Below are 22,759 nucleotides of genomic sequence, written 5' to 3' on the forward strand. Positions count from 1 at the left end.
ATTTGTACATACGTACCCATCTTTTGTTACAATGATAAAGCTTAGATGGAACGGAGGATGGACAGATGGAAAAAACAAATGTAGAAAAACTTTTCGACTGGATCGATCAGACGTCATTAATGATCCAACAAAATAAAAATGAACCATACTTAGATAGTTTAGCAACCACATTGGAGTGTCTTTTTAACCAGAATGTTACCGATGATGTGGATGATATAGTAGCACAAAAAATCCAGCATGCATTAAAGAATTTGCCGTTTCATTCCTTTGAGACAGAAGAAATTCATAAGGCAATCCAACTAGCAATTTTAAAAGGGATGAAAGATTCGACTCAGCAGCAACATCTGATGACACCTGAAGCAGTAGCATTATTAATCGGATACCTTGCTGAAAAAGTAACGAAGGGGTACGAAAAACTTCGGGTATTTGATCCAGCTTGCGGTACAGGAAGTTTACTGACAACTATCGTAAAACAACTAAAGCAACCAACAGAAGCATTTGGCAGTGAAGTGGATCCAACGCTAATCAAGCTTTCTTTATTAAATGCTAATTTACAAAAAACAAATATTGAATTTTTTCATCAGGATAGCTTAGGTCCGTTTTTGTTAGATCCGGTTGACCTAGTTGTCGCTGATTTACCTGTTGGATATTATCCAGATGACATACGTGCAAATGATTATGAATTAAAAGCGGATGAAGGACATTCTTATGCGCATCATTTATTTATTGAACAAAGTATGAATTATACAAATGATGGTGGATATTTAATTTTTGTCATTCCAGATTTTCTATTCAATAGTGATCAAGCGGATAAACTTCATGCTTATTTACAAAAAAATGCTCATATTATCGGGGTTTTACGTCTACCAGAAAGTGCGTTTAAATCAGAGAAAAGCGCAAAAAATATCTTAGTGTTACAGAAAAAGGGCAACCAAACAAGTTCACCGAAGCAACCATTGCTTGTGCAGCTACCATCATTGAAAAATGCGAAGGCAATGAATGATATTTTAGATCAGATGAACAGTTGGTTTGCAAATTATTTAGGGTGAAAGGTTGAACCATTATGCAAAATATTTTAGCTATAAATGCAGGGAGTTCCTCATTGAAATATCAATTGATTCAAATGCCTGATGAGAAGGTATTAGCAAAAGGCGTATTTGAACGAATTGGGCTAGAGGGTCCTATTTTTACTATAGTGATCAACGGAGAAAAAGAAAGTCTACAAGTAGATATACCTAGTCATGAAGCAGCTGTCAAATGGTTGTTAGAACGCTTAAAAACTTCAGGAGTTATTCAATCATTGGATGAAATTAGTGCCATTGGTCATCGTGTTGTCCATGGTGGGGAACGTTTTACCGATTCTGTGAAATTAACAGATGAGGTTGTTCATGAAATTGAAGAAGTATCAGAATTGGCTCCACTCCATAACCCAGCAAACTTAACAGGTATCCAAGCATTCCAAGAAGTTTTGCCAAACGTTCCAATGGTTGCTGTTTTTGATACAGCATTTCACCAAACCATGCCGGAAAAATCGTATTTATATAGTCTTCCGTATGAATATTATGAAAAATATGGTATACGAAAATATGGTTTTCATGGTACATCACATAAATACGTAACACAACGGGCTGCGGAAATGTTGGAAATCCCACTTGAACAACTACGCTTGATTTCTTGTCACCTAGGAAATGGTGCAAGTATCTCAGCTGTTGAACACGGAAAATCAATTGATACTTCAATGGGTTTTACACCGCTTGCAGGAGTGACAATGGGAACGCGATCCGGTAATATTGATCCAGCTTTAATTCCGTATATCATGGAGAAAACAGGGCAATCTGCAGATGATGTTATTCATGTATTAAATAAGCAGAGTGGTATGCTAGGATTATCTGGGTTTTCTAGTGATCTTCGGGATATTGAGGAACAAGCAGACGTTAATGATCGCGCGGAACTAGCCTTAGAAGTTTTTGCAGCCCGTATTCACAAATATTTAGGATCCTATGCAGCCAGAATGTCAGGAGTAGATGCGATTATTTTTACTGCGGGTGTCGGGGAAAATAGTGCAACAATCCGGGAAAAAGTATTAACAGGATTAGAATTTATGGGTGTGTACTGGGACCCATCCTTAAATAATGTTCACGGTAAGGAAATGTTTATTAACTATCCACATTCCCCTGTAAAGGTAATGGTAATTCCGACAAATGAAGAAGTGATGATTGCTCGTGATACAGTACGTCTAACATCATAATTGAGGCTGTTAGCGGTTGTAGTACACGAAATCCCTGAATAGTGAAGTGTATTGAACTGCGGTTCTGAGCTTTAACTAGGAGAGGAGCTAAGTGAGTTTATGGTACATCATGTCACACATCGTTCTGTAAATTGTATGGTGATCACAATTAGTGATACAAGAACAAAGGATATGGATAAAAGTGGTAAGTTAATGATGGAATTTCTTGAGCAAGCGGGACATCATATTGTGTTATCAGAAATCGTTCCAGATGAAAGCGTAGCAATTCAAGAAATGATTAAATTTGGTATAGGGAATCCAGCTGTTGATGTAATTTTAACAAATGGTGGTACAGGGATTTCTTTTCGTGATGTTACAATTGAAACAGTTAAAAGCATGCTTGATAAGGAAATGACTGGCTTTGGCGAAATTTTCCGGATGCTTAGTTATCAGGAGGATATTGGATCAGCAGCAATTCTTTCCCGTGCCATTGCTGGAGTAATTAGTCATACTGCGATATTTGCAACGCCAGGTTCATCTGGTGCCGTTAAACTAGCCATGGAAAAATTAATTATTCCTGAACTATCGCATGTTGTTCAGGAGATTAAAAAAGATTTAGATCAGCATTAAAAACGCCTCCTTCAGAAAAAAGAAGGCGTTTTTAATGTCACCTGACAACTAATACGTCACAATTGGCATAACGAGTTATACTTTCGGATACACTACCAATTAAAAACCGCTCAACAGCATTCATCCCGGTCGCACCACAAATAATCAAATCAGCTTGAAAGCTATTTGCCACATCCTTAGCAATCTTAACCTTTGGAGAACCATATTCAACACAACGGATAATATCATCTATGCCTGATGAAGTTGCTTTTTCCATATATCCATCCAATAATTCCTCCGCATAATTTTCGGAGCGTTCTGCTAAGGTACGATCGTATGCCTCAGCAGTTGCAAATGTCCTGGAGTCAACAATATGGGTGAGAATCAGCCTTGCTTTATTTCGTTTTACAATATCCAATGATTTGTCAAACGCAGCATCTGATGCGTTTGATCCATCGACGGCAACGATAATATTTTTGTATTCGAAGTCCATTTAGCATCTCCCCTTTTTATATGTTTACCCTTTGTTACTACACCGTAATCCTACTTGCTAAAACTGGAAAGAAAAACTACTTTTTTGTTAAAGATTTGTGTACATACTAAGTATTACGGAGGTGATAACTTGTCGAAGAAAAACTTCCCTTTTGAAGATAAAAAAGGCGTTGAATCGGTGAAAAACCAGTTAATAGAAAGTTATCAAAGTGGTGTTATTGAAGATAAAGAAAATTTATCTAATAACAGAAGTATTCACACATTTAATAATCAAAAAAGATAATGGCCCACCAAATCCATCCCGGTATCCCGGGGTGGATTTATATTTTAAGTAATGAAAATAGGCATTTCCGCTTTTCTTTTGTTTCCTTCTTTAATCTAGTATATTATGGTATAATTCCATTCATGATAAGTGGTTCACTTCCTTAGACTTATTGTAGAGGAGGAACAAAATGGGACATGCATTAATAACGGCAGGAACATCTGGATTAGGAAGGATGGTTATCGAGGCTTTTTTGCGGGCTGGACATAATGTAACAACAACGTATCGAAGCAATTATGACAAAGCCATTGAGGTAAAGAATGAACTGGCTGCCTATCGTGATTCGTTAACGATTGTTCAAGCTGATGTAACGAATAAGCGTGACATTGAAAATTTAATAAATGAAGCAGTGAAAAATTATGGTGGGATCGATTATTTGATTAATAATGCGGGGCCGTTTATATTTGAACGAAAAAAATTACTCGATTATACGGAAGATGAATGGCATGATATGATTGGTGGAAACTTGGATGCAGTATTTTATTTATTAAAATTGACGATTCCGTTTATGCGCGAGCAACATTTCGGACGTATTATTAATTATGGATTCCAAGGTGCAAATAGTGCTTCCGGTTGGCTATACCGTTCTGCATTTGCCGCAGCTAAAAGTGGCTTGGTTTCGTTAACAAAGACAATCGCCTTTGAAGAAGCGGAGTACCAAATCACGTCAAATATGGTATGCCCTGGTAATATTGTAGGGGAAATGAAAGAGTCACGTATTGAACAGAGCCGGAAACAACACGATGATTCAACACCAATAGGCAGACCAGGAACAGGAGAAGATATTGCACGGACTATTCTATTTTTATGTGACAAGGATTCCGATATGATTACCGGTTCTATTTTTGAAATAACTGGTGGACTCGACGTGATTAATCGTTATCGTTAATGGAGTAACTTTTGATGCATTTTCCAAAAAACTTTGTTACAATGAAAGTGCTTTCAAGGCAGTAGTGAAGTTCTCGAAAAATTTGGGAAAGAAAATAGGAAAACCAGGGGAGGTAGTTGAAATGAAAATAGGGGTACCAAAAGAAATAAAAAATAACGAAAACAGGGTTGCAATGACCCCTGCTGGAGTTTTATCACTAAAAAACGCAGGTCATGATGTATACGTGGAATCTGGTGCAGGATTAGGATCAAGTTTTACGGATGATCAATATAAAGATGTTGGTGCGGTTATCACACCGACTGCAAAGGAAGCCTGGTCACAAGAAATGGTTATGAAAGTGAAAGAACCATTACCAGAGGAATATGATTATTTTTATGAAGGCCTTATCTTATTTACATATTTACATTTAGCAAATGAACCAGAGCTAACAAAAGCAATGATTGATAAAAAAGTAGTTGGGATCGCTTATGAAACCGTACAACTGGTAGACCGATCATTACCGTTATTAACGCCAATGAGTGAAGTAGCAGGTAGAATGTCAGCTCAAATTGGTGCTCAATTTCTAGAAAAATCCAAAGGTGGTAAAGGAATTCTGCTTGCGGGTATTCCTGGTGTAAAACGTGGAAAAGTTACCGTTATTGGCGGTGGTGTTGTTGGGACAAATGCAGCAAAAATAGCTGTTGGTCTAGGTGCTGATGTGACGATTATTGATTTAAGCCCACAACGTTTAAGGGAGCTTGATGATTTATTCGGATCATCTGTTAATACAGTGATGTCAAACCCAATGAATATTAGTGAAGCAGTTGCGGAATCTGATCTTGTCATTGGTGCGGTATTAATTCCTGGAGCTAAGGCGCCAAAATTAGTGAAAGAAGAAATGGTACAGTCAATGCGTGACGGCTCTGTAATTGTTGACGTTGCGATTGATCAAGGTGGAATAGTTGAAACAAGCGACCATGTCACAACCCATGATGATCCAACGTATACGAAGCATGGTGTTCTTCACTATGCAGTAGCTAATATGCCTGGTGCGGTTCCACGTACATCGACAATCGGGTTAACAAATGTTACCGTTCCATATGCATTGCAATTGGCAAACAAAGGTTATAAGCAAGCATGCATAGATAATCAAGCATTACGGAAGGGAATTAACACACTAGATGGTTATGTAACGTATCAAGCTGTAGCAGAATCGCATGGATTGCATTATGATACAACAGAATCATTATTGGAAAAATAGGTGTTGTAATAAGAAATGAGGCTAACCCTAAATCGGGAAAGCCTCATTTTCTTACTCAATGATTTGCAATTCTTTTGGTGATTTGGTTAGCTGTTCTGGACCTTTTGCTGTCATATAAATCATATCTTCAATACGAACACCGCCAGTATTTGGAACATAAATCCCTGGTTCGATTGTATAGCACATGCCTTCTTTTAAGGTTAATTCATTATTGCTATGCATGGAAGGATATTCATGCGTTTCGATTCCTAATCCATGCCCAATCCGATGAGTAAAATATTTCCCGTAACCTGCCTGTTCGATGTGATCCCGTGCAGCTAAATCAATTTTTCCTACGGCAGTACCTAATTGTGATGCTTTAATTGCCTTTTGTTCCGCTGCTAATACAGTGTTGTATATGGTCCGTTGCTCATCTGTAATAGATTTATAAGCAACCGTTCTTGTGGTATCGGAACAATACCCCTCAAAAATAACGCCAAGGTCAAACAATACAAGGTCACCTTTTTCAATCTTTTTCATGCCTGGCGTTCCATGTGGGGAAGCGGTTTGAGTCCCAGAAAGGGCCATTGTTGAAAATGACATGCCTTGAATTCCTTGCTTCTTTAATTCGTATTCGATTGTTGCGATTACTTCTAGTTCACTAACGCCCTCTTGTATTGCCTTTATCCCTGTTTCAACTCCAAAGTCTGCTAATTGTGCTGCTTGTTTCAATAATGTATATTCTTTCTTGCTTTTGATCACGCGTAAATTTGCCAGTATCTCTTGGACGTTAACAATCGATGCTTGCGGTAAGATTTGTTTGATTTCATTAAAGCGTTCTAGTGTGATTTGATCATATTCAATTCCGATTGATTGAGGCAAGCTATCTGTTTTTTTCAAAAATGCCTGAAATAATTGCCACGGATTTTCATTGTCATTATAACCAAGGATTTCGAATTCCCAACCTGCTCTTTTCGCATCTTCTTCCTCCATTGCTGGCACGATTAACAATGGATCATGAAAGCGGCTTAAATAAATAGCAATTACTCTTTCATGCGGATCTGTATAATAGTTGCTCAAATAGTAAAAATTAGCTGTTGACGTTACAAACATACTATCCAAATTATTTTTTTTCATTTCTGCAAAAAGTGTTTCGATACGATTTGTCATTGAACTCACCTCATATGTAGAATATCTCCAGTATAACAAAGATTAATTTCTTTTCATAAAGGAATGATGCTACAATAAAATTGAAAAAAAGTGAAACCTAAATTTAATTAGGTCGTATTACATAGAGAATAATATATTTTTAAGAGACAAGAGGTGACTATGTGGGGCTGTTTGGTAATTTATTTTCAAAAAAACAAACGAAACCTACACCAAAAGAACGAACAGTATTGTCCATCCAGATTGGTGATATCGTAACATATGATCTAAAAGATTATGAGGTTGTTGGTAAAATTACTTACCGTGATGGTGGTTACGAATGGTTTGGTTATCAATTACTCGAAGGGCATGATACAATTTGGTTATCAGCCGAAATGGATGATGAATTAGAGGTAGGAATGTACAGAAAGATTCAGTTGCCTGTTTCAAAGCCATATCCCAAAGAATTGGTATATGAGAATAAACGGTATTATTTAGAGGAACGGGGAACTGCCAGAGTAGTTGGTGAGGGAAGAAGTGCAAATCTCCGTGGTACCGATACAGACTATGCCGATTACAGTGATGAGGAAGAAGAACATTTTTTAAGTGTAGAATCGTGGGGTACGGAAATTGAAGTAAGTTATGGCTATCCAATTGAATCATATGAATTAAAAATTTTAGCTGGATCAAAATAGAGGAGGAATATTTCAATGTTCAAATTTTTTAAGCGAGTGACAACGGTGGTAAGTTCGGAACTTAATTCTTTGCTTGATAAGGCAGAAGACCCGGTGAAAATGTTAGATCAATTCATGCGGGATATGGCAGAAGATATTCGTGAAGTAGAATCTTCTGTTGCCAAACAAGTTGCTAATGAAAAAATGTTAAAGCGTAAGGCTGACGATGCTCAGGCAATGGTCGACAAGCGACAAAAACAGGCAGAGCAAGCAATTGAATCAGGTAACGAAGACTTAGCTCGTCGTGCATTACAGGATAAAAATGATCATGAAAGTCAAGCCCAAATGTTAAAAGAATCTTGGGAACGTGCAAAAAATGATGCTGATGTATCACGAGACAAATTAGATGAAATGAAAAAAGAATACCAGGAAATGAAATTGAAAAAGGATTCATTAAAGGCACGTGCAGAATCAGCTAAGACACGTACGAAAATGAACAGAACGATGTCATCTATTGGTGGTGACGAATCAAGACAGGGATTTGAACGTATGGAAGAAAAAGTAATGCAATATGAAGCAGAAGCAGAAACAAGTGAGGACTTATCAAAATCAAGTCGTACATTAGACGATGAATTTGAAGAGTTAGAAAAAAATAATGTTGATGATGAGTTAGCTGCACTTAAGAAGAAAATGGGTAAAGAAGAATAAGGTTGTTCAAAAAGATAAGGTGATGAATCTCTTTGGACATACACGAATAGAATGAAACAAGGGACAGAACCTTTGTCAAAAGGCTGTCCCTCATTCTTGAATAGAAAGGGGGATCTGTTTGTTAAGAAAATGGAGTGTATTCATAGGTTTATTATTCATAATTGTAATAGCTGCCTCTTGTTCGTCCCCTTACCAGCAATTCTCAGATAGAGGCATGTCAGATGAAGTATCGATAACAGCAGATGATATTCCAGAAGAGCCGGATAAGCAAGAACTTATAGATAAAATTGAAGGGAATACAAGCAATCAAATTGATGACATTATTGAAGCCAACTTTCCTTTAATGGATGTTGTATCAGGTGAAGGTAATCAACAAGCTGAAGTTTTTGCAACCAATCGATTTGAACTGGATGAATTGGGAACCGTACTTACTACTGCCATGGAGCCGGATAAGATAAGTGAAGTAAAAGATAATCAGCAGATATTCATTTATCCAAATCATTTTGTTACTTTAAAGGAAAGTGAAGATGATCGTGATGTGCTCTTAATTGAAGTTGCAGCAGATGAATTCGTACGCAGAAATTATTCACCTAGTTTTTTAGGTACATATTTTACATTTAGGCTTTTGGATGGCATGTTTGGTAACAATTGGAGTAGCAGAAGGGCACAAACGTGTCAATCAGGAGGTTGTTATGGAGGGTATACTGGAAAAGAATACCACCCAGATGGACAGCGCCGTGGAAGAACGTCATTCAGAGGTGGCGGGCCAGGAGCAGGAAAATAAAAGGAGTGTGAGAGAATGGGACCGTTTGTAGCAACATTTGTTTATTTTGTACTATCAATTGTGATTGTAATGATAGGTTTAGCTATATTTGAATTTATGACAAGAAAATATAAAGATATGGATGAAGTTCTAAAAGGTAACCATGCAGTCGCATTATCAATCGCCGGAAAAATAATCGGTATCTGTATCATTTTAGCATTCGCGATTTACCATAGCACCGTAATTTATGAAACCCTTATATGGGGAGCATATGGTGTTCTATTACAAATGATTGCTTATTTAGTATATGACCTGTTCACAAGGAAATTTTCAGTGGAGGAACAATTGCTTAAAAATAATATTGCTGTGGGGATAATCTCTATGAGTGTTTCGGTTGGACTTGGTTTTGTAATTGGAGCATCCATTACATAAAGAAAAAGAAAAAGAGATAGCAGAACTAGAAGCGGTCAGCCATATGTGCTTGACCGCATCGTTATTTATGGGTATGGAGTGGGATAGATGGACGAGCAAGCGATCAGGAAAAGTAAGTTTATTTACTGGGCATCAGGAATTGTATCGATTTGTGGTATTATTTTTGAAGTGTTATTTGGAGCATTAGGATCGTACATATTGGGTGACGGGGTAAAACAATACACACTGACTATTTCCTTGTTTTTAACTGGTATGGGTATTGGGGCAAGCCTCAGTGAACGTGTGATGAAAAATTTAATACTCGCATTTGTTTGGATTGAGTTCGGTGTGGCCATCATTGGCGGCTTTTCCAGTTTCACGATGTTCGGAATTACCGCATTTGCTCCAGGTGGAACGGATGCTTTTTATTTATATTTGATTACGCTCCTCGTTGGTGCTTTAACGGGGGTTGAATTGCCGATCCTTATTCGGAAAGCAAATGAAATAGGCGTGACACTAAATAAAAGCACTGCACGTGTTTTATTCTCTGACTATGCTGGTGGACTTGTTGGTGGAATATTATTTGCGTTCTTTTTACGACCGCAAATGGGTATGGTCAAGTCAGCGTTCTTTGTTGGTTGCATAAACCTTATTGTAGCTATGATTGTTTTGTGGTTGTTTCGCAAAGAGATACGGTCCTTTTTCGTACATGCTGTTATTGGACTGTGTATCGGAGTTTTATTAGTTGTAGGCTTATTCTTTGGAGAAGAAATGGCCTTCACGTTTGAACAAAAATTGTATAAGGACCCAATTGTTCATATGGAAGAAAGTCAGTACCAAAAAATCATTTTAACCAAAGACCAAGAAGATACAAGATTGTATTTGGATGGGTCGTTGCAATTTAGCTCAACTGATGAATACAGGTATCATGAAGTACTCATTCATCCAACAATGAGTGCTGCTACATCACATGATCATATTTTGATTCTGGGTGGTGGTGATGGCATCGCTGCTAAAGAGATTTTAAAATATGATGATGTGGGGGACATAACACTTGTTGATCTTGACCCGGCTGTTATTGAGTTAGCGAATACAAATCGCCAGCTGCTTGAGCTTAATGAGGGTTCGCTGAAGAATGAGAGGCTTAACGTTTTTAATCAAGACGCTTACCAATTTTTGGAGGATAGCAATGAATGGTATGATGTCATCATTGTTGACCTTCCCGACCCCAATAATGAGAGTTTAAACAAGCTTTATACCAAGGAATTTTATTCACTTGTGCGTAATCATTTATCACCAGAAGGCGCAGCGATGATTCAATCAACGAGCCCTGTTTTTGCTAGAGAAGTATATTGGACGATTTCAAAGACGGTGGAGTCAACAGGATTACAGGTGAATAATCTTCATGTCGACGTTCCAAGCTTTGGAAATTGGGGGTTTGTAATGGCAAGCAGAAAGGAAATTAATTTGGATACAATTGATATAACTGTTCCGACAAGATTTTTAACAGCAGATATGTTGTCTAATTTAACTGAATTTGGTAAGGATGAAGATAGTGAAATTAAAACTGCGGATGGCGAAACGGTCAACCTACAACCAAACACACTCATCGATCCAAACTTGATTCAACTATATGAAAAAGCATGGAAAAACTACTAAACGGGTAAAGGAAATAAGAAAGTTTTATCGAATGTAGTAATGTAGGAGATTTTTAGGAAAGGGAGCGATTTTAATGAACGTATCATTTCATGGACAGTCAGTCGTAAAAGTGGAGACAAATAATCATACGATTTTATTTGATCCATTTATTTCGGGAAATGAGAAATGTGATTTGAATGCTGACACTGTCAAAGCAGATGTTATTTTGCTTACACATGGACACAATGATCATGTCGGGGATACCGTTGAAATAGCCAAACGTAATGACGCATTAGTGGTTGCACCAAATGAACTGGCGAATTACTTAGGCGGAAAAGGGTTAAACACACATCCGATGCATATTGGTGGTGCACATGAATTCGATTTTGGTAAGGTGAAGTTTACGCAAGCATTTCACGGATCTTCTTATACGGAGGAAGATGGAACTATTATATATACTGGCATGCCTGCTGGAATATTGTTAACCGTTGAAGGGAAAACAATTTATCATGTCGGAGATACTGGGCTGTTTAGTGATTTAAAATTAATCGGTGACATGAATGATATTGATGTGGCATTCGTACCAATCGGTGATAATTTTACAATGGGACCAGAAGATGCTCTCATTGCCGCAGACTGGATTCAAGCTGACACGGTTGTACCAATACATTATAATACGTTCCCGGTGATTGAGCAGGATCCAGATGATTTTGCTAAAAAAGTTAAGACCGGGAAGGGAAAAGCATTAAAAATTGGAGAAACGATGGAATTATAAGAAAAACGTGAGCTGAGTTAGCTCACGTTTTTTTAGCTTTTATCACATGTAATAATATATCTGTAGTCATTTTTGTTTTTTCCTGGGGGTTTAGGTTCGAAAAGCGGTTGAGCGGCAGCAGTGTTTATCCCAATGTTTTCATTTTTTGAAAATATTCAATAGAATGGTATAGATTTCTGTATAGTTATCGATTATAATGCAATTAGGACAAAAGCGGCTGATAGACTAATTTTATTTTGGGTACTTGGGTGTTTTATCAGGGATGAGTAGTCCAACAGACTGATTAAGTTCTCATAACTTTTTTATTAATATAGGTGGGAGTCCACTTCCTTAGAATTCTAATGTCAACATCAAAGTTTTTCGTGACATTACAATCATAAACATCATTTTCCTCGCTAGAAATGTCCAGGACTTTCTTTAAATAATAACTTTTACCTGCGATACTGACATCTCTACAGTAAGTATCACAATTTCTATAATAATCTCCAATAACCACCAGTACGTAAATCCTTACTTCCGGTTTAACATTTTCTTTATTCGTGCAAACACCTGATATAAAAAGATGATTAACCAAAAAATAAATAATAAAGGTAACTTCGCCTTGTATTGACATTACAGAGCGTTTTTATTCACCTATAATTAATTATTGCAAGGAGAACTGTGAATGGACACTTCGCTAATTTTTTTATTCTTCTTACTGGGCTTAATCTTCGGTTCATTTTTTAACGTTGTCGGTCTACGCTTACCCACGAAACAACCTTTTGCAAATGATCGCTCAATCTGTCCACAATGCAAACAAACGCTTTCCTGGTATGAGCTTATCCCTGTATTATCATTTCTGCTTCAGCGAGGGAAATGTCGGCATTGCCAAGCAAAAATATCCCCGATGTATCCCATAATCGAGATAGCAACTGGATTTCTGTTTGCATGTAGTTATGTTTTAATTGGTTTGCATCTGGAATTAATCATGGCGTTATTATTGATGTCGATGTTGATCATTATTTTAGTAGCTGATATAACATACATGCTGATCCCGGATAAACTGTTATTGTTCTTTTTGCCACTTTTTATCGTGATGCGATACGTCAAACCACTTGAGCCGTGGTGGTCGGCAATTGTTGGGGCTTTGATTGGTTTAGCTGTTATTGCGATTGTAATCCTTATTAGCCGTGGTGGTATGGGGGCAGGGGATATGAAGTTGTTTGGGGTTCTAGGAATTGTTTTGGGAATGCAAAAGGTGTTACTAGCGTTCTTCTTCGCTTGTGTGTTTGGTGCGCTTATCGGAATGTTGCTGCTCCTGTTTAAGGTGATTGAACGCAAACAGCCTATTCCATTTGGGCCATACATAGTTGTGGCGACAATTGTAACCTATTTTTTCGGTGATTCTCTATTAAATTGGTATTTTAATTTTTTATAAGCAGGTGACAACATGGGTTTGATGAATACTATATGGAAAAATAGACGGTTATCCCTGTAACAACACGCATGAAATAATTTCACCGATCATAAATTAAATTATGGAGGTGCTAATGATGCGTCATTATGCTATTTTACGTTTGCTATTAGCGTGTTTCTTTCTCTATTTTGCTTGGCCGCTCATCCCACAAGCGACCACACAATTAGAGGGTATTTTTTGGGGGGCTTGGCTTATTCTGTTTCTGCTTGTAGTTGGCGCAAATCTTTCCACACTATTACGTATGACCAATCCGCCAGTTATGGAACAGGAACGTGAAAGAATTAGACAAACCCATAATCATTGAGGTTACACCGAATCAACTGTATAATAAAGTTAATTATAAAGACTAGTACAGTTGAAAGCGGTGAGCAAAGATGGCAACAAAGCACGAACAGATATTACAACATATTTTATCACTAGGTATCGGGAATAAGATTTCGGTACGGCAGATTGCGAAGGATTTAAATGTAAGTGAAGGTACAGCTTACCGCGCCATTAAAGAAGCCGAGAATCAAGGGTTGGTCAGTACGATCGAACGTGTTGGCACTATTAGAATCGAGCGTAAGAAAAAGGAAAATTTTGAACGATTAACATTTGCCGAAGTTATTAATATTGTGGATGGACAAGTCTTAGGTGGCCGCGGAGGATTACACAAGACCTTAAATAAATTTGTGATTGGTGCGATGCAACTTGATGCAATGATGCGTTATACAGAAGCAAATTCTCTTTTAATTGTTGGAAATCGGGTTAAAGCACATGAATTAGCTTTAAATGAAGGTGCATCCGTATTAATTACAGGCGGATTTGATACAGCTGATCATATTAAGCGCTTGGCAGATGAAAAGCAAATTCCGATTATGTCGACAAGTTATGATACGTTTACAGTTGCCGCAATGATTAACAGGGCCATATATGACCAACTGATTAAAAAGGAAATTATTTTTGTTGATGATATTTCAACACCGTATGATGAGGCATTCTATCTGAATGTAAAAGATCCACTTGAAAAATGGTATGAACTGAATGAGAAATCCACTCATACAAGATTTCCGGTAGTTGACGAGAAAAAACGTGTAGTCGGAATGGTAACGTCAAGAGATATCATAGGTAAGGACCAGAAAATGGCATTGGAAAAAGTGATGACGAAGAATCCTTTCGTCGTTCAAGCTAAAACGTCATTAGCTTATGTAGCGCATATGATGGTCTGGGAAGGGATTGAAGTAGTTCCTATTATTGACCAAGCGTATAAATTACAAGGACTTGTTTCCCGTCAGGATGTTTTGAAAGCACTACAACAAATTCAACGCCAGCCACAAGTGGGGGAAACAATTGATGACATTGTTTCGTCAAATATCTATGCACTTGAAGAAGATCAGACTGTTTTCCAAACGGAAGTAACACCACAGATGACGAATCAGCTGGGAACCTTATCAAATGGAGTATTTACTTCACTGGTGACAGAAGCAAGTAGCCGTTTGCTCCTGCAGGCGAAAAAAGGTGACCTCGTTGTGGAAAATATCACGGTATACTTTATTAAACCAGTCCAAATTGATAGTAAATTAATCATTAAACCGAGACTATTAGATATCGGAAGAATTTATGCTAAAATCGATGTTGAAGTCTTTCAGGAACGGAAATTAGTTGGAAAAGGGTTGTTAATGGCGCAATTAATTGATCGATAAAAACGCAGATGTTCTTAGTGTGTCGGAGATGGATAAGTCAAAATAAATGAAAAGCTGACTATCCTAAGGTAGTCAGCTATTTCTCTGCTGGATTTAAACGTCTCCACTCTTTTCGGTAGTGTTTTGTTTCCTTTAAGCCCAGGTTAAACTGCATACCGCCAAGAATCACAAAGACAATACCAATAAACAGTGCTAGTTTTGTTTGATAATATAAATATTGGTTAATGCCAAAAAATAGCACAAAAACACCAAGACAAAGCCGGGATTTAGCGTTAAAATAGCTTTGTGTTAATTTGTCTTTGCTTCTCAATATAGATACTTTATAGTAAATATATAGAACAAGTGCTAGAACAATTATAATCGGGAATATTACCATAAACACTCTCTCCTGTAACAGATTTCACATAAAATTGCGTGTTCAAAAAGTTGCCAAATTAGAAAGCAAGAAGGTCTAGGCAGCGTAGCTTTGAGTTCACCGTTTATTATTTGGTGACTTTTTGAACAACCTCTAAAAATAATATGAACCACTACCTATTGTAGCTTGTTTTAACCAATTAAGCCAGAAGAAACCACTATTAGATAGTTAGGAGAAATAAGATGAACTTCGATAAAATTATCCAAGCAATTCATGAATTTGATACAATTATTATCCATCGTCATGTTCGTCCGGATCCGGATGCATATGGTTCACAGGTGGGTTTAAGCGAACTAATTAAACAGACGTTTCCAATGAAAAAAGTGTATGTGGTTGGTGATGAGGACCCATCCTTATATTTTTTAGCACGAATGGATGCGATTGGAGACAGTGTTTACAATGGAGCCCTCGTGATTGTATGTGATACGGCAAATGCAGCCCGTATCGATGATGATCGTTATGACAAGGGAGATATGCTGATTAAAATTGATCACCACCCTAATGTTGATATGTATGGTGACATGATGTGGGTGGATACAGAAGCAAGTTCAACGAGTGAAATAATTTATGATTTATATTTAGAAGCAAAGGAAAAAGGTTTTCACATGAATGACGAGGCGGCAAGGCTTATTTATGGCGGGATCGTTGGAGACACAGGCAGATTTTTATTTCCTAGCACAACGAAAAAAACCTTTCAATATGCTGCGGAGCTTGTGACATATAATTTTGATCGTACTAGTCTATACGATGGTATCTATCGTATTAACGATAATATCGCCAGGTTAAGGGGCTATATTTTACAAAACTTTACCCTTACTGAATCAGGGATGAGTACAATTAAACTAACAAAAGATCTATTGAATAAATATGAAGTTGAACCGATAGAGACAGGGCAATTAGTTGGGGTGTTAGGTGATGTTGATGGAATTAAAGCATGGGTTATTTTTATTGAAGAGGAAGATCAAATTCGCGTCCGCCTTCGCTCAAAAGGACCTGTAATTAACACAATCGCTGCAAAATACGATGGTGGCGGACATCCAATGGCGGCAGGAGCATCCGTATCGACCTGGGAAGAAACAGAGCAAGTTGTACATGACCTTGATGCGGTATGTAGATCATATGAGTAGTGTAAGTAAGTAGTTAAAGAAATTTGTAGCAATTTTAATCTAAAAATTGCGGAAGTGCTGACTAACAAGATAGATCAGCACTTTTAATCTTCTTATTCCTTTTAACTGCTGATTTGTTCGTGGAGGGGGATGAACCAGCATCCGGTATTTGTTTGATCACAATGAACGTGTAAACCGAGTTTTGTAATATCACGTTTTATCAACCGAATAAGCTCATTTGACTCGGCATATGCTGTTCTCCCGGCTTTTAATTGATTGATTTTTTCATCTTTAATTTGTCCTTGAGGCATGATTAACATACAAATTGCTCCTTTCCAGAATAGTTAATGTATAAGCCTTAACAAACCTAAATTGTCATCACCTATAAATGAGGGATAAAAATAGTGTATGAAAGTTATGAACAAAATGATCTTGTATAAATTAAGTTTACCGAAAATAATTAAATCTTACTACGTGTTTTTAGAAAATTTCATAAAATGTTCATGTTTGACTAGAAATTTTGCCCTCTACCTCGATTTTAATCGTTTGTGCAAAAGCCAGTTTTGTGACTTTAAAAAGGTACGTAAAATCGTCTATGGCAAATTCTTTATTCTCAATAGTAGCGGTTAAAAGTTCATCGCTTTCCGCAATAATACTGACATCTTGGCCAATTATATCCTCGATTTCTTCCTTGATCATTTCTTCTAATTGGTGGGTTACCAATCGATCCAAATCAAGTTCTTTTGGATTTGTAACGGTTACTTCAATGGAATCTACCGTCAATTTTTCTTTTGACTTTTCGTTTAAGTCTTCTTTATCTTTCTTCAATGCTTCATTATAATTTTTTAATTCGGTTACTTCCGATTGTAGATCGAGGTTTTTTTCAAGCAGCCGTTCATACATAGAATTGTACATATATGCAAAAATACAATAAGCAACAACCGCCCCTATCATCGTACCAACGAAAAAACGCTGCCAGCTTGCTTTTTTATGGTATGGTGGGATATGCATTAGGTAACATCCTCCTGTATAAACCAACCAATTAGGATAATTGCTGTTTTTACGCCACCCATTGCCGATAAAATTAATAATATTTGCTTGAAAACATCGATGGGTTGTCCATCCAAGAGTCCTTTTTCGAAATTAGCAATTGCATCAAATGTCCCTCCAATTGCTGCAACGATAGCCCAGATACGTAAACCTTTCGCGATTCTACTCATAGCTGGTAACGGTGCATCACCTGTTGCAAATGAACCAATGCTTCCAATAATTGATCCACCAATAATGACACCAAAGGCAATAAAAAAACAATGTATGAATGATGCAACAAATCGTTCTTCCATCCTAACGCTCTCCCCTTAGGCATACTCTCTTCATTGTATGCGAAATGAGAATAAGATATGTTTCTAGTATGATAGTTCGTACATGCATCCCATTCTTATGTTAGCTATAATAAGAGGTAGAAAAGGCGGGATATTATATGTCATCATTTACCCATTTGCAAGTGAGAAGTGGATACAGCTTAATGAATAGTACCATAACCATTGACAAATTAGTGAAAAAAGCTAAAGACTTGGGTTTTCAAGCACTTGCTTTGACGGATGAGCAAGTTTTGTACGGGGCTATCTCATTTTACCAAGCATGCAAGGAACAGGGAATAAAACCGATTATCGGTATGATTGTAAATGTGAAAACCGCAGACGAGGAAAAAGACACTTGTATCCTATTGGCAAAAAATAACCAAGGATATCAGAAGCTTGTAACATTATCCACTTATCTTCAAACGAATCACTATGATGCCATTGAGAAAGAAAACTTAGTTAACTTTACAACAGGAGTTATCGGTATTTTACCAACATCACAAAATTCGATATCGTCAACATTACAACAGGAAACACTGGAAAAAACGAAAGAATACATCGACACATGGAGAGCTTCCTTTGACAGTGATAATTTTTACTTGGGTGTTGAGGATCATGGACTAGCAAGTGAAAGAGCGGAATCCACTTCACTTAAGAATCTTCATGCTGCCTATCAGATTCCCGTTGTAGCCATTAACGATGTTCGGTATCTAAATGAAACCGATGATATTGCTTATGACTGCTTACAATCGATGAAGAATGGCAAAGAATGGCCGTTAAAGATGACCAATCCGGCTATGAAGCAGCATCATTTACGATCACAATCAGAAATGACGGCATTGTTTCAAGCGTGGCCGGAAGTAATACATATGACAGAACAAATTAGTGAAAAATGTACGGTAACATTTGATTTAGGAGCGCGTATGCTTCCTTCATTTCCGGTTCCTGAACAGTTAGAAGCCCATACCTATTTAGCAAGGATATGTTGGGATAAGGTGAAACAGAGATATGATACGGTGACTCGGGAAATTTATGACCGTTTGCAATATGAACTGACTGTTATAAAATCCATGCAATTTAGCGATTATTTTCTTATTGTTTGGGATTTCGTTGCTTATGCAAAAGCGAATAATATTATGGTTGGACCTGGTCGGGGATCTGCAGCGGGTTCGCTCGTTGCCTATGTTTTAGGAATAACGGATGTGGATCCAATTAAATATAATTTATTATTTGAGCGATTCCTGAACCCAGAACGAATTACAATGCCGGATATTGACATTGATTTCTCCGATCATCGACGGGATGAGGTAATTGAATATGTACGAAATAAATATGGGACGGATCATGTAGCGCAAATTATTACGTTCGGCACATTTGCAGCCCGTTCAGTAGTAAGGGAATTGATTAAAACGATTGGAATCGATAAACAGGATGCACAATTCGTTTTACGGGAAATTCCTGTGCAGGCACATAAAACACTCGTAGACTATGTACGTGAATCAGAAGACTTAAAGCAATATATTAAGCAATCGGAGAAATTAAAGGCTTTATTTAAGATAGCAAGTATATTAGAAGGTCTGCCACGGCATATTTCCACGCATGCAGCTGGTGTCGTAATTAGTGAAAAACCGCTTGAAGAACATGTGCCTTTAACAGTTGGTGCGAATGATATCCATTTAACACAGTTTTCAATGAATCATTTGGAAGCAATTGGTTTATTAAAAATGGACTTTTTGGGGTTACGTAACTTGACCCTGTTGGAGCGGATAGTTCAAACCATTTATTATACAACAAAGGAAGTAATTGATTTAAATCAGCTCCCGGAAAATGATGTAAAGACTTTTTCTCTATTACAAAAAGGAAAGACAAATGGGATATTTCAATTAGAATCACAAGGCATGAAACAGGTTCTGACAAGATTAAGACCAACTGCATTCGAGGACATTGTTGCCGTTAATGCACTGTATCGTCCAGGTCCAATGGAATATATTTCAACTTATATTGCCCGTAAGCATAAACAGGAGAAAATTATTTATCCGCATCCAGATTTAGCATCGATATTGGAAAAAACATATGGCGTTCTAGTTTACCAAGAACAAATTATGCAAATCGCGCATAAAATTGCTGGATTTTCATTGGGAGAAGCTGATATTTTACGACGCGCTGTCAGTAAAAAGCAGCAGGGAGTAATGGATGAACAGAAGGAAACATTTATTAAGGGGTGTTTGGCAAATGGTTATAATCAGACGGTAGCCGAAGAAATTTTTGCATGGATTGTCAAATTCTCCAATTATGGATTTAACCGGAGTCATGCCGTTGCCTATAGTATGATAACGTACCAGCTGGCATATTTAAAAGCACATTATCCAGCTAGTTTTTTTACACAAATCTTGAATGCCGTAGTTAATCAGCAGGAAAAAGTACACACTTATATGAAGGAAGCTAAAGCGGTTGATTTATCTGTATTACCGCCGTCGATTAACAAAAGCTTTGGGATGTTTTCTGTTGATGGTAATAACATTCGTATGGGGCTATTATCGATAAAAGGTATCGGAAATCAGGTTGTTAATGAAATAGTTCATGTTCGAAAACAAGGACCATTTAAAAATCTATTCGACTTTTGTATGCGTGTTTCTTTATGTATTGTAAACCGTCAAGTATTGGAAGTGTTGATTCTATCAGGAGCCTTTGATGAGACATACACGAACAGAGCAAGCATGCTGGCATCAATCGACCAAGCGATGGAGCAAGGTGATCTGTTTCGAGAGTTTAATGATCAAGCATCATTATTCCAAGATAAGCTCGAGCTTGAAGCAACTTATATTGAAATGGAAGACCTTGATATAATGGAAAAATTAGCGAATGAAAAAGAATTATTAGGTGTTTATGTTTCCAGTCATCCCTTAGCAACCTATCGCAAAGCACTTGATTATTACGGTTACGTTCCAATGAGTAGGGCACAACAGTTGGTTGGTAAGCGAAATATCAAGAGTGCTGTCATTGTCCAATCTAGTAAGACAATCCGTACAAAACGTGGCGATCCGATGGCATTTTTAACAATTAGTGATGAAACAGGAGATATGGAAGCAGTAGTATTCCCGGATGTCTATCGATCAATCAGAGTGTTGCTTGAGCAGGAAAAACTGATTTTTATAAAAGGAAAAATAGATTCAAGAAATAATCGAACCCAATGGATTGTTCAGGAAGCATACCCATTTGAACAAGTGAAAATAACTGGAGAACAGCATGAACGACTATTCATTAAACTCAGTGAACAAAATAGTGAAGAAGCATTACGAAATGTAAAAGAAACTGCTAATTTATTTCCAGGAAGTACGCCGATAATTATTTATACACTGGAAACGAAAAAAACATATCAATTAGCAAGTATGTATGACATTAATCCGGTGAATGAATGTATTTATAAACTACGAACCTATTTTGGCCAAGAAAATGTAGCGCTGGAGAAACAAAAATAAGTTGTTCGTCCATATACAATACTTTACACAGCTATGGCATCTGTTATAATTAAGTAATCAAGTGGTCAGACCAATTTGTAAATTCTTTCACAATATTTAATGCTTAAAGGAGTGGATAATCTGTGGCAAATTTAAGAGAAGAAGCACTACATATGCATAAAAAGAATAAAGGTAAATTATCTACAGAATCCAAGGTTTCGGTACGTAATGCCAGAGATTTAAGTCTTGCGTATTCACCATGGGTTGCAGAACCTTGTAAAGAAATTCATGATCGTAAAGAATCGGTTTATGATTATACAATGAAAGGTAATATGGTTGCAGTTGTTAGTGATGGATCTGCTGTTTTAGGTCTAGGTAATATCGGCCCAGAAGCAGCTTTACCTGTTATGGAAGGGAAAGCGGTACTATTTAAAACCTTTGCCGGTGTTGATTCTTTTCCAATCTGTTTAGATAGTCATGATATTGATAAAATTGTCCAAACAGTAAAATTAATGGAGCCCACATTTGGTGGTGTCAACTTAGAAGATATTGCGGCTCCAAATTGTTTTATTATTGAAGAGAAATTAAAAAAAGAAACGAACATACCAATTTTTCATGATGATCAGCATGGAACTGCGATTGTAACAGTCGCTGGGCTAATAAACGCATTAAAACTAGTTGGCAAATCATTTTCCGATATTAGAGTTGTTGCGAATGGAGCTGGTGCTGCAGGTATTGCAATTATTAAGCTGTTATATAACTTTGGCGTTCGTGAAATGATCATGTGTGACTCAAAAGGTGCTATTTTTGAAGGAAGGTCATATGGTATGAATGACGTTAAAGATCGCATTGCTAAAATGACAAATAAAGAAAAAAAAGAAGGAAATTTAGAAGAGGTTCTAGAGGGAGCCGATGTATTTATTGGTGTTTCGGTTGGTGGTTTATTGTCTAAAGATATGGTTGCCAAAATGAATGATGATCCAATTATTTTTGCAATGGCAAATCCTGATCCGGAAATAATGCCAGAGGATGCAAAAGAAGCTGGTGCAAAAGTAATCGGTACGGGTAGATCTGATTTTCCGAATCAAGTTAATAATGTATTGGCTTTTCCTGGGATTTTTCGTGGTGCACTTGATGTACGAGCAACACGAATTAACGAAAAAATGAAAGTAGCTGCAGCAGAAGCAATTGCATCACTTATTACAGAGGAAGAACTAAACGAAGATTATGTTATTCCTGCCCCATTTGATTCTCGGGTAGCACCATTAGTTGCATCAAGTGTCGCAAAAGCTGCAATGGAATCTGGTGTAGCGAGAATTCAGGTTGAACCAGAAGATGTCGCCGAAAAAACGAGACAATTAACGGGAATTGACGATTGATTGAGGTTAAAGGAGTGAAATAGGCTTGT

24 protein-coding genes are annotated in these 22,759 nt (G+C 37.2%); 18 read left to right on the forward strand and 6 right to left on the reverse strand.

Translation table 11 applies throughout. The annotated features are described in order from the left end of the window. Positions 1–65 precede the first annotated feature (65 nt). The 3 genes from ACW2QC_RS09785 to ACW2QC_RS09795 all read left to right on the forward strand — a co-directional run bounded on the left by ACW2QC_RS09785 (position 66) and on the right by ACW2QC_RS09795 (position 2,857). Complete coding sequence (locus ACW2QC_RS09785) at positions 66–1,049, forward strand: class I SAM-dependent methyltransferase (RefSeq protein ID WP_457543785.1); 984 nt, start codon at positions 66–68, stop codon at positions 1,047–1,049. Between the two features lie 14 nt (positions 1,050–1,063). Further along, on the forward strand, positions 1,064–2,248 hold the full coding sequence (locus ACW2QC_RS09790; protein ID WP_457543786.1) for an acetate kinase: 1,185 nt from the start codon (positions 1,064–1,066) through the stop codon (positions 2,246–2,248). A gap of 99 nt (positions 2,249–2,347) precedes the next feature. Beyond that, on the forward strand, positions 2,348–2,857 hold the full coding sequence (locus tag ACW2QC_RS09795; protein WP_457543787.1) for a MogA/MoaB family molybdenum cofactor biosynthesis protein: 510 nt from the start codon (positions 2,348–2,350) through the stop codon (positions 2,855–2,857). Between the two features lie 37 nt (positions 2,858–2,894). Here the strand turns inward: ACW2QC_RS09795 and ACW2QC_RS09800 are convergent, their stop codons facing one another. Beyond that, positions 2,895–3,329 (reverse strand): universal stress protein, encoded by a 435-nt coding sequence (locus tag ACW2QC_RS09800; RefSeq protein ID WP_457543788.1) that lies wholly within the window; start codon positions 3,327–3,329, stop codon positions 2,895–2,897. Positions 3,330–3,458: 129 nt separating this feature from the next. Between ACW2QC_RS09800 and ACW2QC_RS09805 the strand changes: the two genes are divergently transcribed. The 3 genes from ACW2QC_RS09805 to ald all read left to right on the forward strand — a co-directional run bounded on the left by ACW2QC_RS09805 (position 3,459) and on the right by ald (position 5,779). Further along, on the forward strand, positions 3,459–3,611 hold the full coding sequence (locus ACW2QC_RS09805) for a hypothetical protein (RefSeq protein ID WP_457543789.1): 153 nt from the start codon (positions 3,459–3,461) through the stop codon (positions 3,609–3,611). Between the two features lie 169 nt (positions 3,612–3,780). Then, positions 3,781–4,539 (forward strand): SDR family oxidoreductase, encoded by a 759-nt coding sequence (locus ACW2QC_RS09810; protein WP_457543790.1) that lies wholly within the window; start codon positions 3,781–3,783, stop codon positions 4,537–4,539. A gap of 121 nt (positions 4,540–4,660) precedes the next feature. Then, positions 4,661–5,779, forward strand: coding sequence for an alanine dehydrogenase (gene ald, locus ACW2QC_RS09815; protein ID WP_457543791.1), 1,119 nt, complete (start codon positions 4,661–4,663; stop codon positions 5,777–5,779). Positions 5,780–5,830: 51 nt separating this feature from the next. On the opposite strand, the gene ACW2QC_RS09820 is transcribed toward ald, so the two are convergent. After that, positions 5,831–6,928, reverse strand: coding sequence for a M24 family metallopeptidase (locus ACW2QC_RS09820; protein ID WP_457543792.1), 1,098 nt, complete (start codon positions 6,926–6,928; stop codon positions 5,831–5,833). Positions 6,929–7,089: 161 nt separating this feature from the next. On the opposite strand from ACW2QC_RS09820, the gene ACW2QC_RS09825 reads away from it, so the two are divergent. The 9 genes from ACW2QC_RS09825 (at position 7,090) to ACW2QC_RS09865 (ending at position 15,011) form a co-directional block, all read left to right on the forward strand. Further along, entirely contained in the window at positions 7,090–7,599 is a 510-nt protein-coding gene (locus tag ACW2QC_RS09825) for a DUF4178 domain-containing protein (RefSeq protein ID WP_457543793.1), read from the forward strand. A 15-nt stretch (positions 7,600–7,614) separates the two neighbouring features. After that, positions 7,615–8,286, forward strand: a complete 672-nt coding sequence (locus tag ACW2QC_RS09830; protein ID WP_457543794.1) for a PspA/IM30 family protein — start codon at positions 7,615–7,617, stop codon at positions 8,284–8,286. Between the two features lie 118 nt (positions 8,287–8,404). After that, on the forward strand, positions 8,405–9,070 hold the full coding sequence (locus tag ACW2QC_RS09835; RefSeq protein ID WP_457543795.1) for a DUF4247 domain-containing protein: 666 nt from the start codon (positions 8,405–8,407) through the stop codon (positions 9,068–9,070). Between the two features lie 15 nt (positions 9,071–9,085). Then, entirely contained in the window at positions 9,086–9,481 is a 396-nt protein-coding gene (locus tag ACW2QC_RS09840; RefSeq protein WP_457543796.1) for a DUF350 domain-containing protein, read from the forward strand. Positions 9,482–9,568: 87 nt separating this feature from the next. Next, the gene (locus ACW2QC_RS09845; RefSeq protein ID WP_457543797.1) at positions 9,569–11,119 is read left to right on the forward strand and encodes a polyamine aminopropyltransferase; all 1,551 of its coding nucleotides are present in this window, start codon (positions 9,569–9,571) and stop codon (positions 11,117–11,119) included. Positions 11,120–11,192: 73 nt separating this feature from the next. After that, the gene (locus tag ACW2QC_RS09850; RefSeq protein ID WP_457543798.1) at positions 11,193–11,873 is read left to right on the forward strand and encodes a metal-dependent hydrolase; all 681 of its coding nucleotides are present in this window, start codon (positions 11,193–11,195) and stop codon (positions 11,871–11,873) included. A gap of 664 nt (positions 11,874–12,537) precedes the next feature. Continuing rightward, a complete protein-coding gene (locus ACW2QC_RS09855; protein ID WP_457543799.1) occupies positions 12,538–13,290 on the forward strand; it encodes a prepilin peptidase in 753 nt (250 codons plus the stop codon). A 112-nt stretch (positions 13,291–13,402) separates the two neighbouring features. Next, entirely contained in the window at positions 13,403–13,633 is a 231-nt protein-coding gene (locus ACW2QC_RS09860) for a hypothetical protein (protein WP_457543800.1), read from the forward strand. Between the two features lie 70 nt (positions 13,634–13,703). Next, a complete protein-coding gene (locus ACW2QC_RS09865; protein ID WP_457543801.1) occupies positions 13,704–15,011 on the forward strand; it encodes a DRTGG domain-containing protein in 1,308 nt (435 codons plus the stop codon). A 76-nt stretch (positions 15,012–15,087) separates the two neighbouring features. Here the strand turns inward: ACW2QC_RS09865 and ACW2QC_RS09870 are convergent, their stop codons facing one another. Beyond that, on the reverse strand, positions 15,088–15,387 hold the full coding sequence (locus ACW2QC_RS09870) for a YtpI family protein (protein ID WP_457543802.1): 300 nt from the start codon (positions 15,385–15,387) through the stop codon (positions 15,088–15,090). Positions 15,388–15,608: 221 nt separating this feature from the next. Between ACW2QC_RS09870 and ACW2QC_RS09875 the strand changes: the two genes are divergently transcribed. Further along, complete coding sequence (locus ACW2QC_RS09875) at positions 15,609–16,553, forward strand: DHH family phosphoesterase (protein WP_457543803.1); 945 nt, start codon at positions 15,609–15,611, stop codon at positions 16,551–16,553. 101 nt (positions 16,554–16,654) lie between these two features. On the opposite strand, the gene ACW2QC_RS09880 is transcribed toward ACW2QC_RS09875, so the two are convergent. The 3 genes from ACW2QC_RS09880 to ACW2QC_RS09890 all read right to left on the reverse strand — a co-directional run bounded on the left by ACW2QC_RS09880 (position 16,655) and on the right by ACW2QC_RS09890 (position 17,875). Continuing rightward, positions 16,655–16,852 carry a hypothetical protein gene (locus tag ACW2QC_RS09880; protein WP_457543804.1) on the reverse strand — a complete coding sequence of 66 codons (198 nt, stop codon included), beginning with the start codon at positions 16,850–16,852 and terminating at the stop codon, positions 16,655–16,657. 181 nt (positions 16,853–17,033) lie between these two features. Then, positions 17,034–17,543, reverse strand: a complete 510-nt coding sequence (gene ytrI, locus ACW2QC_RS09885; protein WP_457543805.1) for a sporulation membrane protein YtrI — start codon at positions 17,541–17,543, stop codon at positions 17,034–17,036. Further along, entirely contained in the window at positions 17,543–17,875 is a 333-nt protein-coding gene (locus tag ACW2QC_RS09890) for a YtrH family sporulation protein (RefSeq protein WP_457543806.1), read from the reverse strand. Before ACW2QC_RS09890 ends, ytrI begins: the two co-directional genes overlap by 1 nt. A gap of 137 nt (positions 17,876–18,012) precedes the next feature. Here ACW2QC_RS09890 and dnaE point away from each other — a divergent pair, with 137 nt between their 5' ends. Together dnaE and ACW2QC_RS09900 are read left to right on the forward strand one after the other, a co-directional pair. Continuing rightward, positions 18,013–21,372 (forward strand): DNA polymerase III subunit alpha, encoded by a 3,360-nt coding sequence (gene dnaE / locus ACW2QC_RS09895; protein ID WP_457543807.1) that lies wholly within the window; start codon positions 18,013–18,015, stop codon positions 21,370–21,372. A 152-nt stretch (positions 21,373–21,524) separates the two neighbouring features. Next, entirely contained in the window at positions 21,525–22,730 is a 1,206-nt protein-coding gene (locus tag ACW2QC_RS09900; protein WP_457543912.1) for an NAD(P)-dependent malic enzyme, read from the forward strand. Positions 22,731–22,759: the final 29 nt, after the last annotated feature.

The organism is Virgibacillus sp. FSP13 (genome assembly GCF_054048505.1).

Coding starts and splice junctions, on each gene's coding strand:
- ACW2QC_RS09840 (WP_457543796.1), top strand. CDS start 9,086: ATGGGACCGTTTGTAGCAACATTTGTTTATTTTGTACTATCAATTGTG.
- ACW2QC_RS09860 (WP_457543800.1), top strand. CDS start 13,403: ATGATGCGTCATTATGCTATTTTACGTTTGCTATTAGCGTGTTTCTTT.
- ACW2QC_RS09845 (WP_457543797.1), top strand. CDS start 9,569: ATGGACGAGCAAGCGATCAGGAAAAGTAAGTTTATTTACTGGGCATCA.
- ACW2QC_RS09810 (WP_457543790.1), top strand. CDS start 3,781: ATGGGACATGCATTAATAACGGCAGGAACATCTGGATTAGGAAGGATG.
- ACW2QC_RS09880 (WP_457543804.1), bottom strand. CDS start 16,852: ATGTTAATCATGCCTCAAGGACAAATTAAAGATGAAAAAATCAATCAA.
- ACW2QC_RS09855 (WP_457543799.1), top strand. CDS start 12,538: ATGGACACTTCGCTAATTTTTTTATTCTTCTTACTGGGCTTAATCTTC.
- ACW2QC_RS09865 (WP_457543801.1), top strand. CDS start 13,704: ATGGCAACAAAGCACGAACAGATATTACAACATATTTTATCACTAGGT.
- ytrI (WP_457543805.1), bottom strand. CDS start 17,543: ATGCATATCCCACCATACCATAAAAAAGCAAGCTGGCAGCGTTTTTTC.
- ACW2QC_RS09870 (WP_457543802.1), bottom strand. CDS start 15,387: ATGGTAATATTCCCGATTATAATTGTTCTAGCACTTGTTCTATATATT.
- ACW2QC_RS09875 (WP_457543803.1), top strand. CDS start 15,609: ATGAACTTCGATAAAATTATCCAAGCAATTCATGAATTTGATACAATT.
- ACW2QC_RS09890 (WP_457543806.1), bottom strand. CDS start 17,875: ATGGAAGAACGATTTGTTGCATCATTCATACATTGTTTTTTTATTGCC.
- ACW2QC_RS09785 (WP_457543785.1), top strand. CDS start 66: ATGGAAAAAACAAATGTAGAAAAACTTTTCGACTGGATCGATCAGACG.
- ACW2QC_RS09820 (WP_457543792.1), bottom strand. CDS start 6,928: ATGACAAATCGTATCGAAACACTTTTTGCAGAAATGAAAAAAAATAAT.
- ACW2QC_RS09800 (WP_457543788.1), bottom strand. CDS start 3,329: ATGGACTTCGAATACAAAAATATTATCGTTGCCGTCGATGGATCAAAC.
- ACW2QC_RS09830 (WP_457543794.1), top strand. CDS start 7,615: ATGTTCAAATTTTTTAAGCGAGTGACAACGGTGGTAAGTTCGGAACTT.
- ACW2QC_RS09795 (WP_457543787.1), top strand. CDS start 2,348: ATGGTACATCATGTCACACATCGTTCTGTAAATTGTATGGTGATCACA.
- ACW2QC_RS09790 (WP_457543786.1), top strand. CDS start 1,064: ATGCAAAATATTTTAGCTATAAATGCAGGGAGTTCCTCATTGAAATAT.
- ald (WP_457543791.1), top strand. CDS start 4,661: ATGAAAATAGGGGTACCAAAAGAAATAAAAAATAACGAAAACAGGGTT.
- ACW2QC_RS09900 (WP_457543912.1), top strand. CDS start 21,525: ATGCATAAAAAGAATAAAGGTAAATTATCTACAGAATCCAAGGTTTCG.
- dnaE (WP_457543807.1), top strand. CDS start 18,013: ATGTCATCATTTACCCATTTGCAAGTGAGAAGTGGATACAGCTTAATG.
- ACW2QC_RS09850 (WP_457543798.1), top strand. CDS start 11,193: ATGAACGTATCATTTCATGGACAGTCAGTCGTAAAAGTGGAGACAAAT.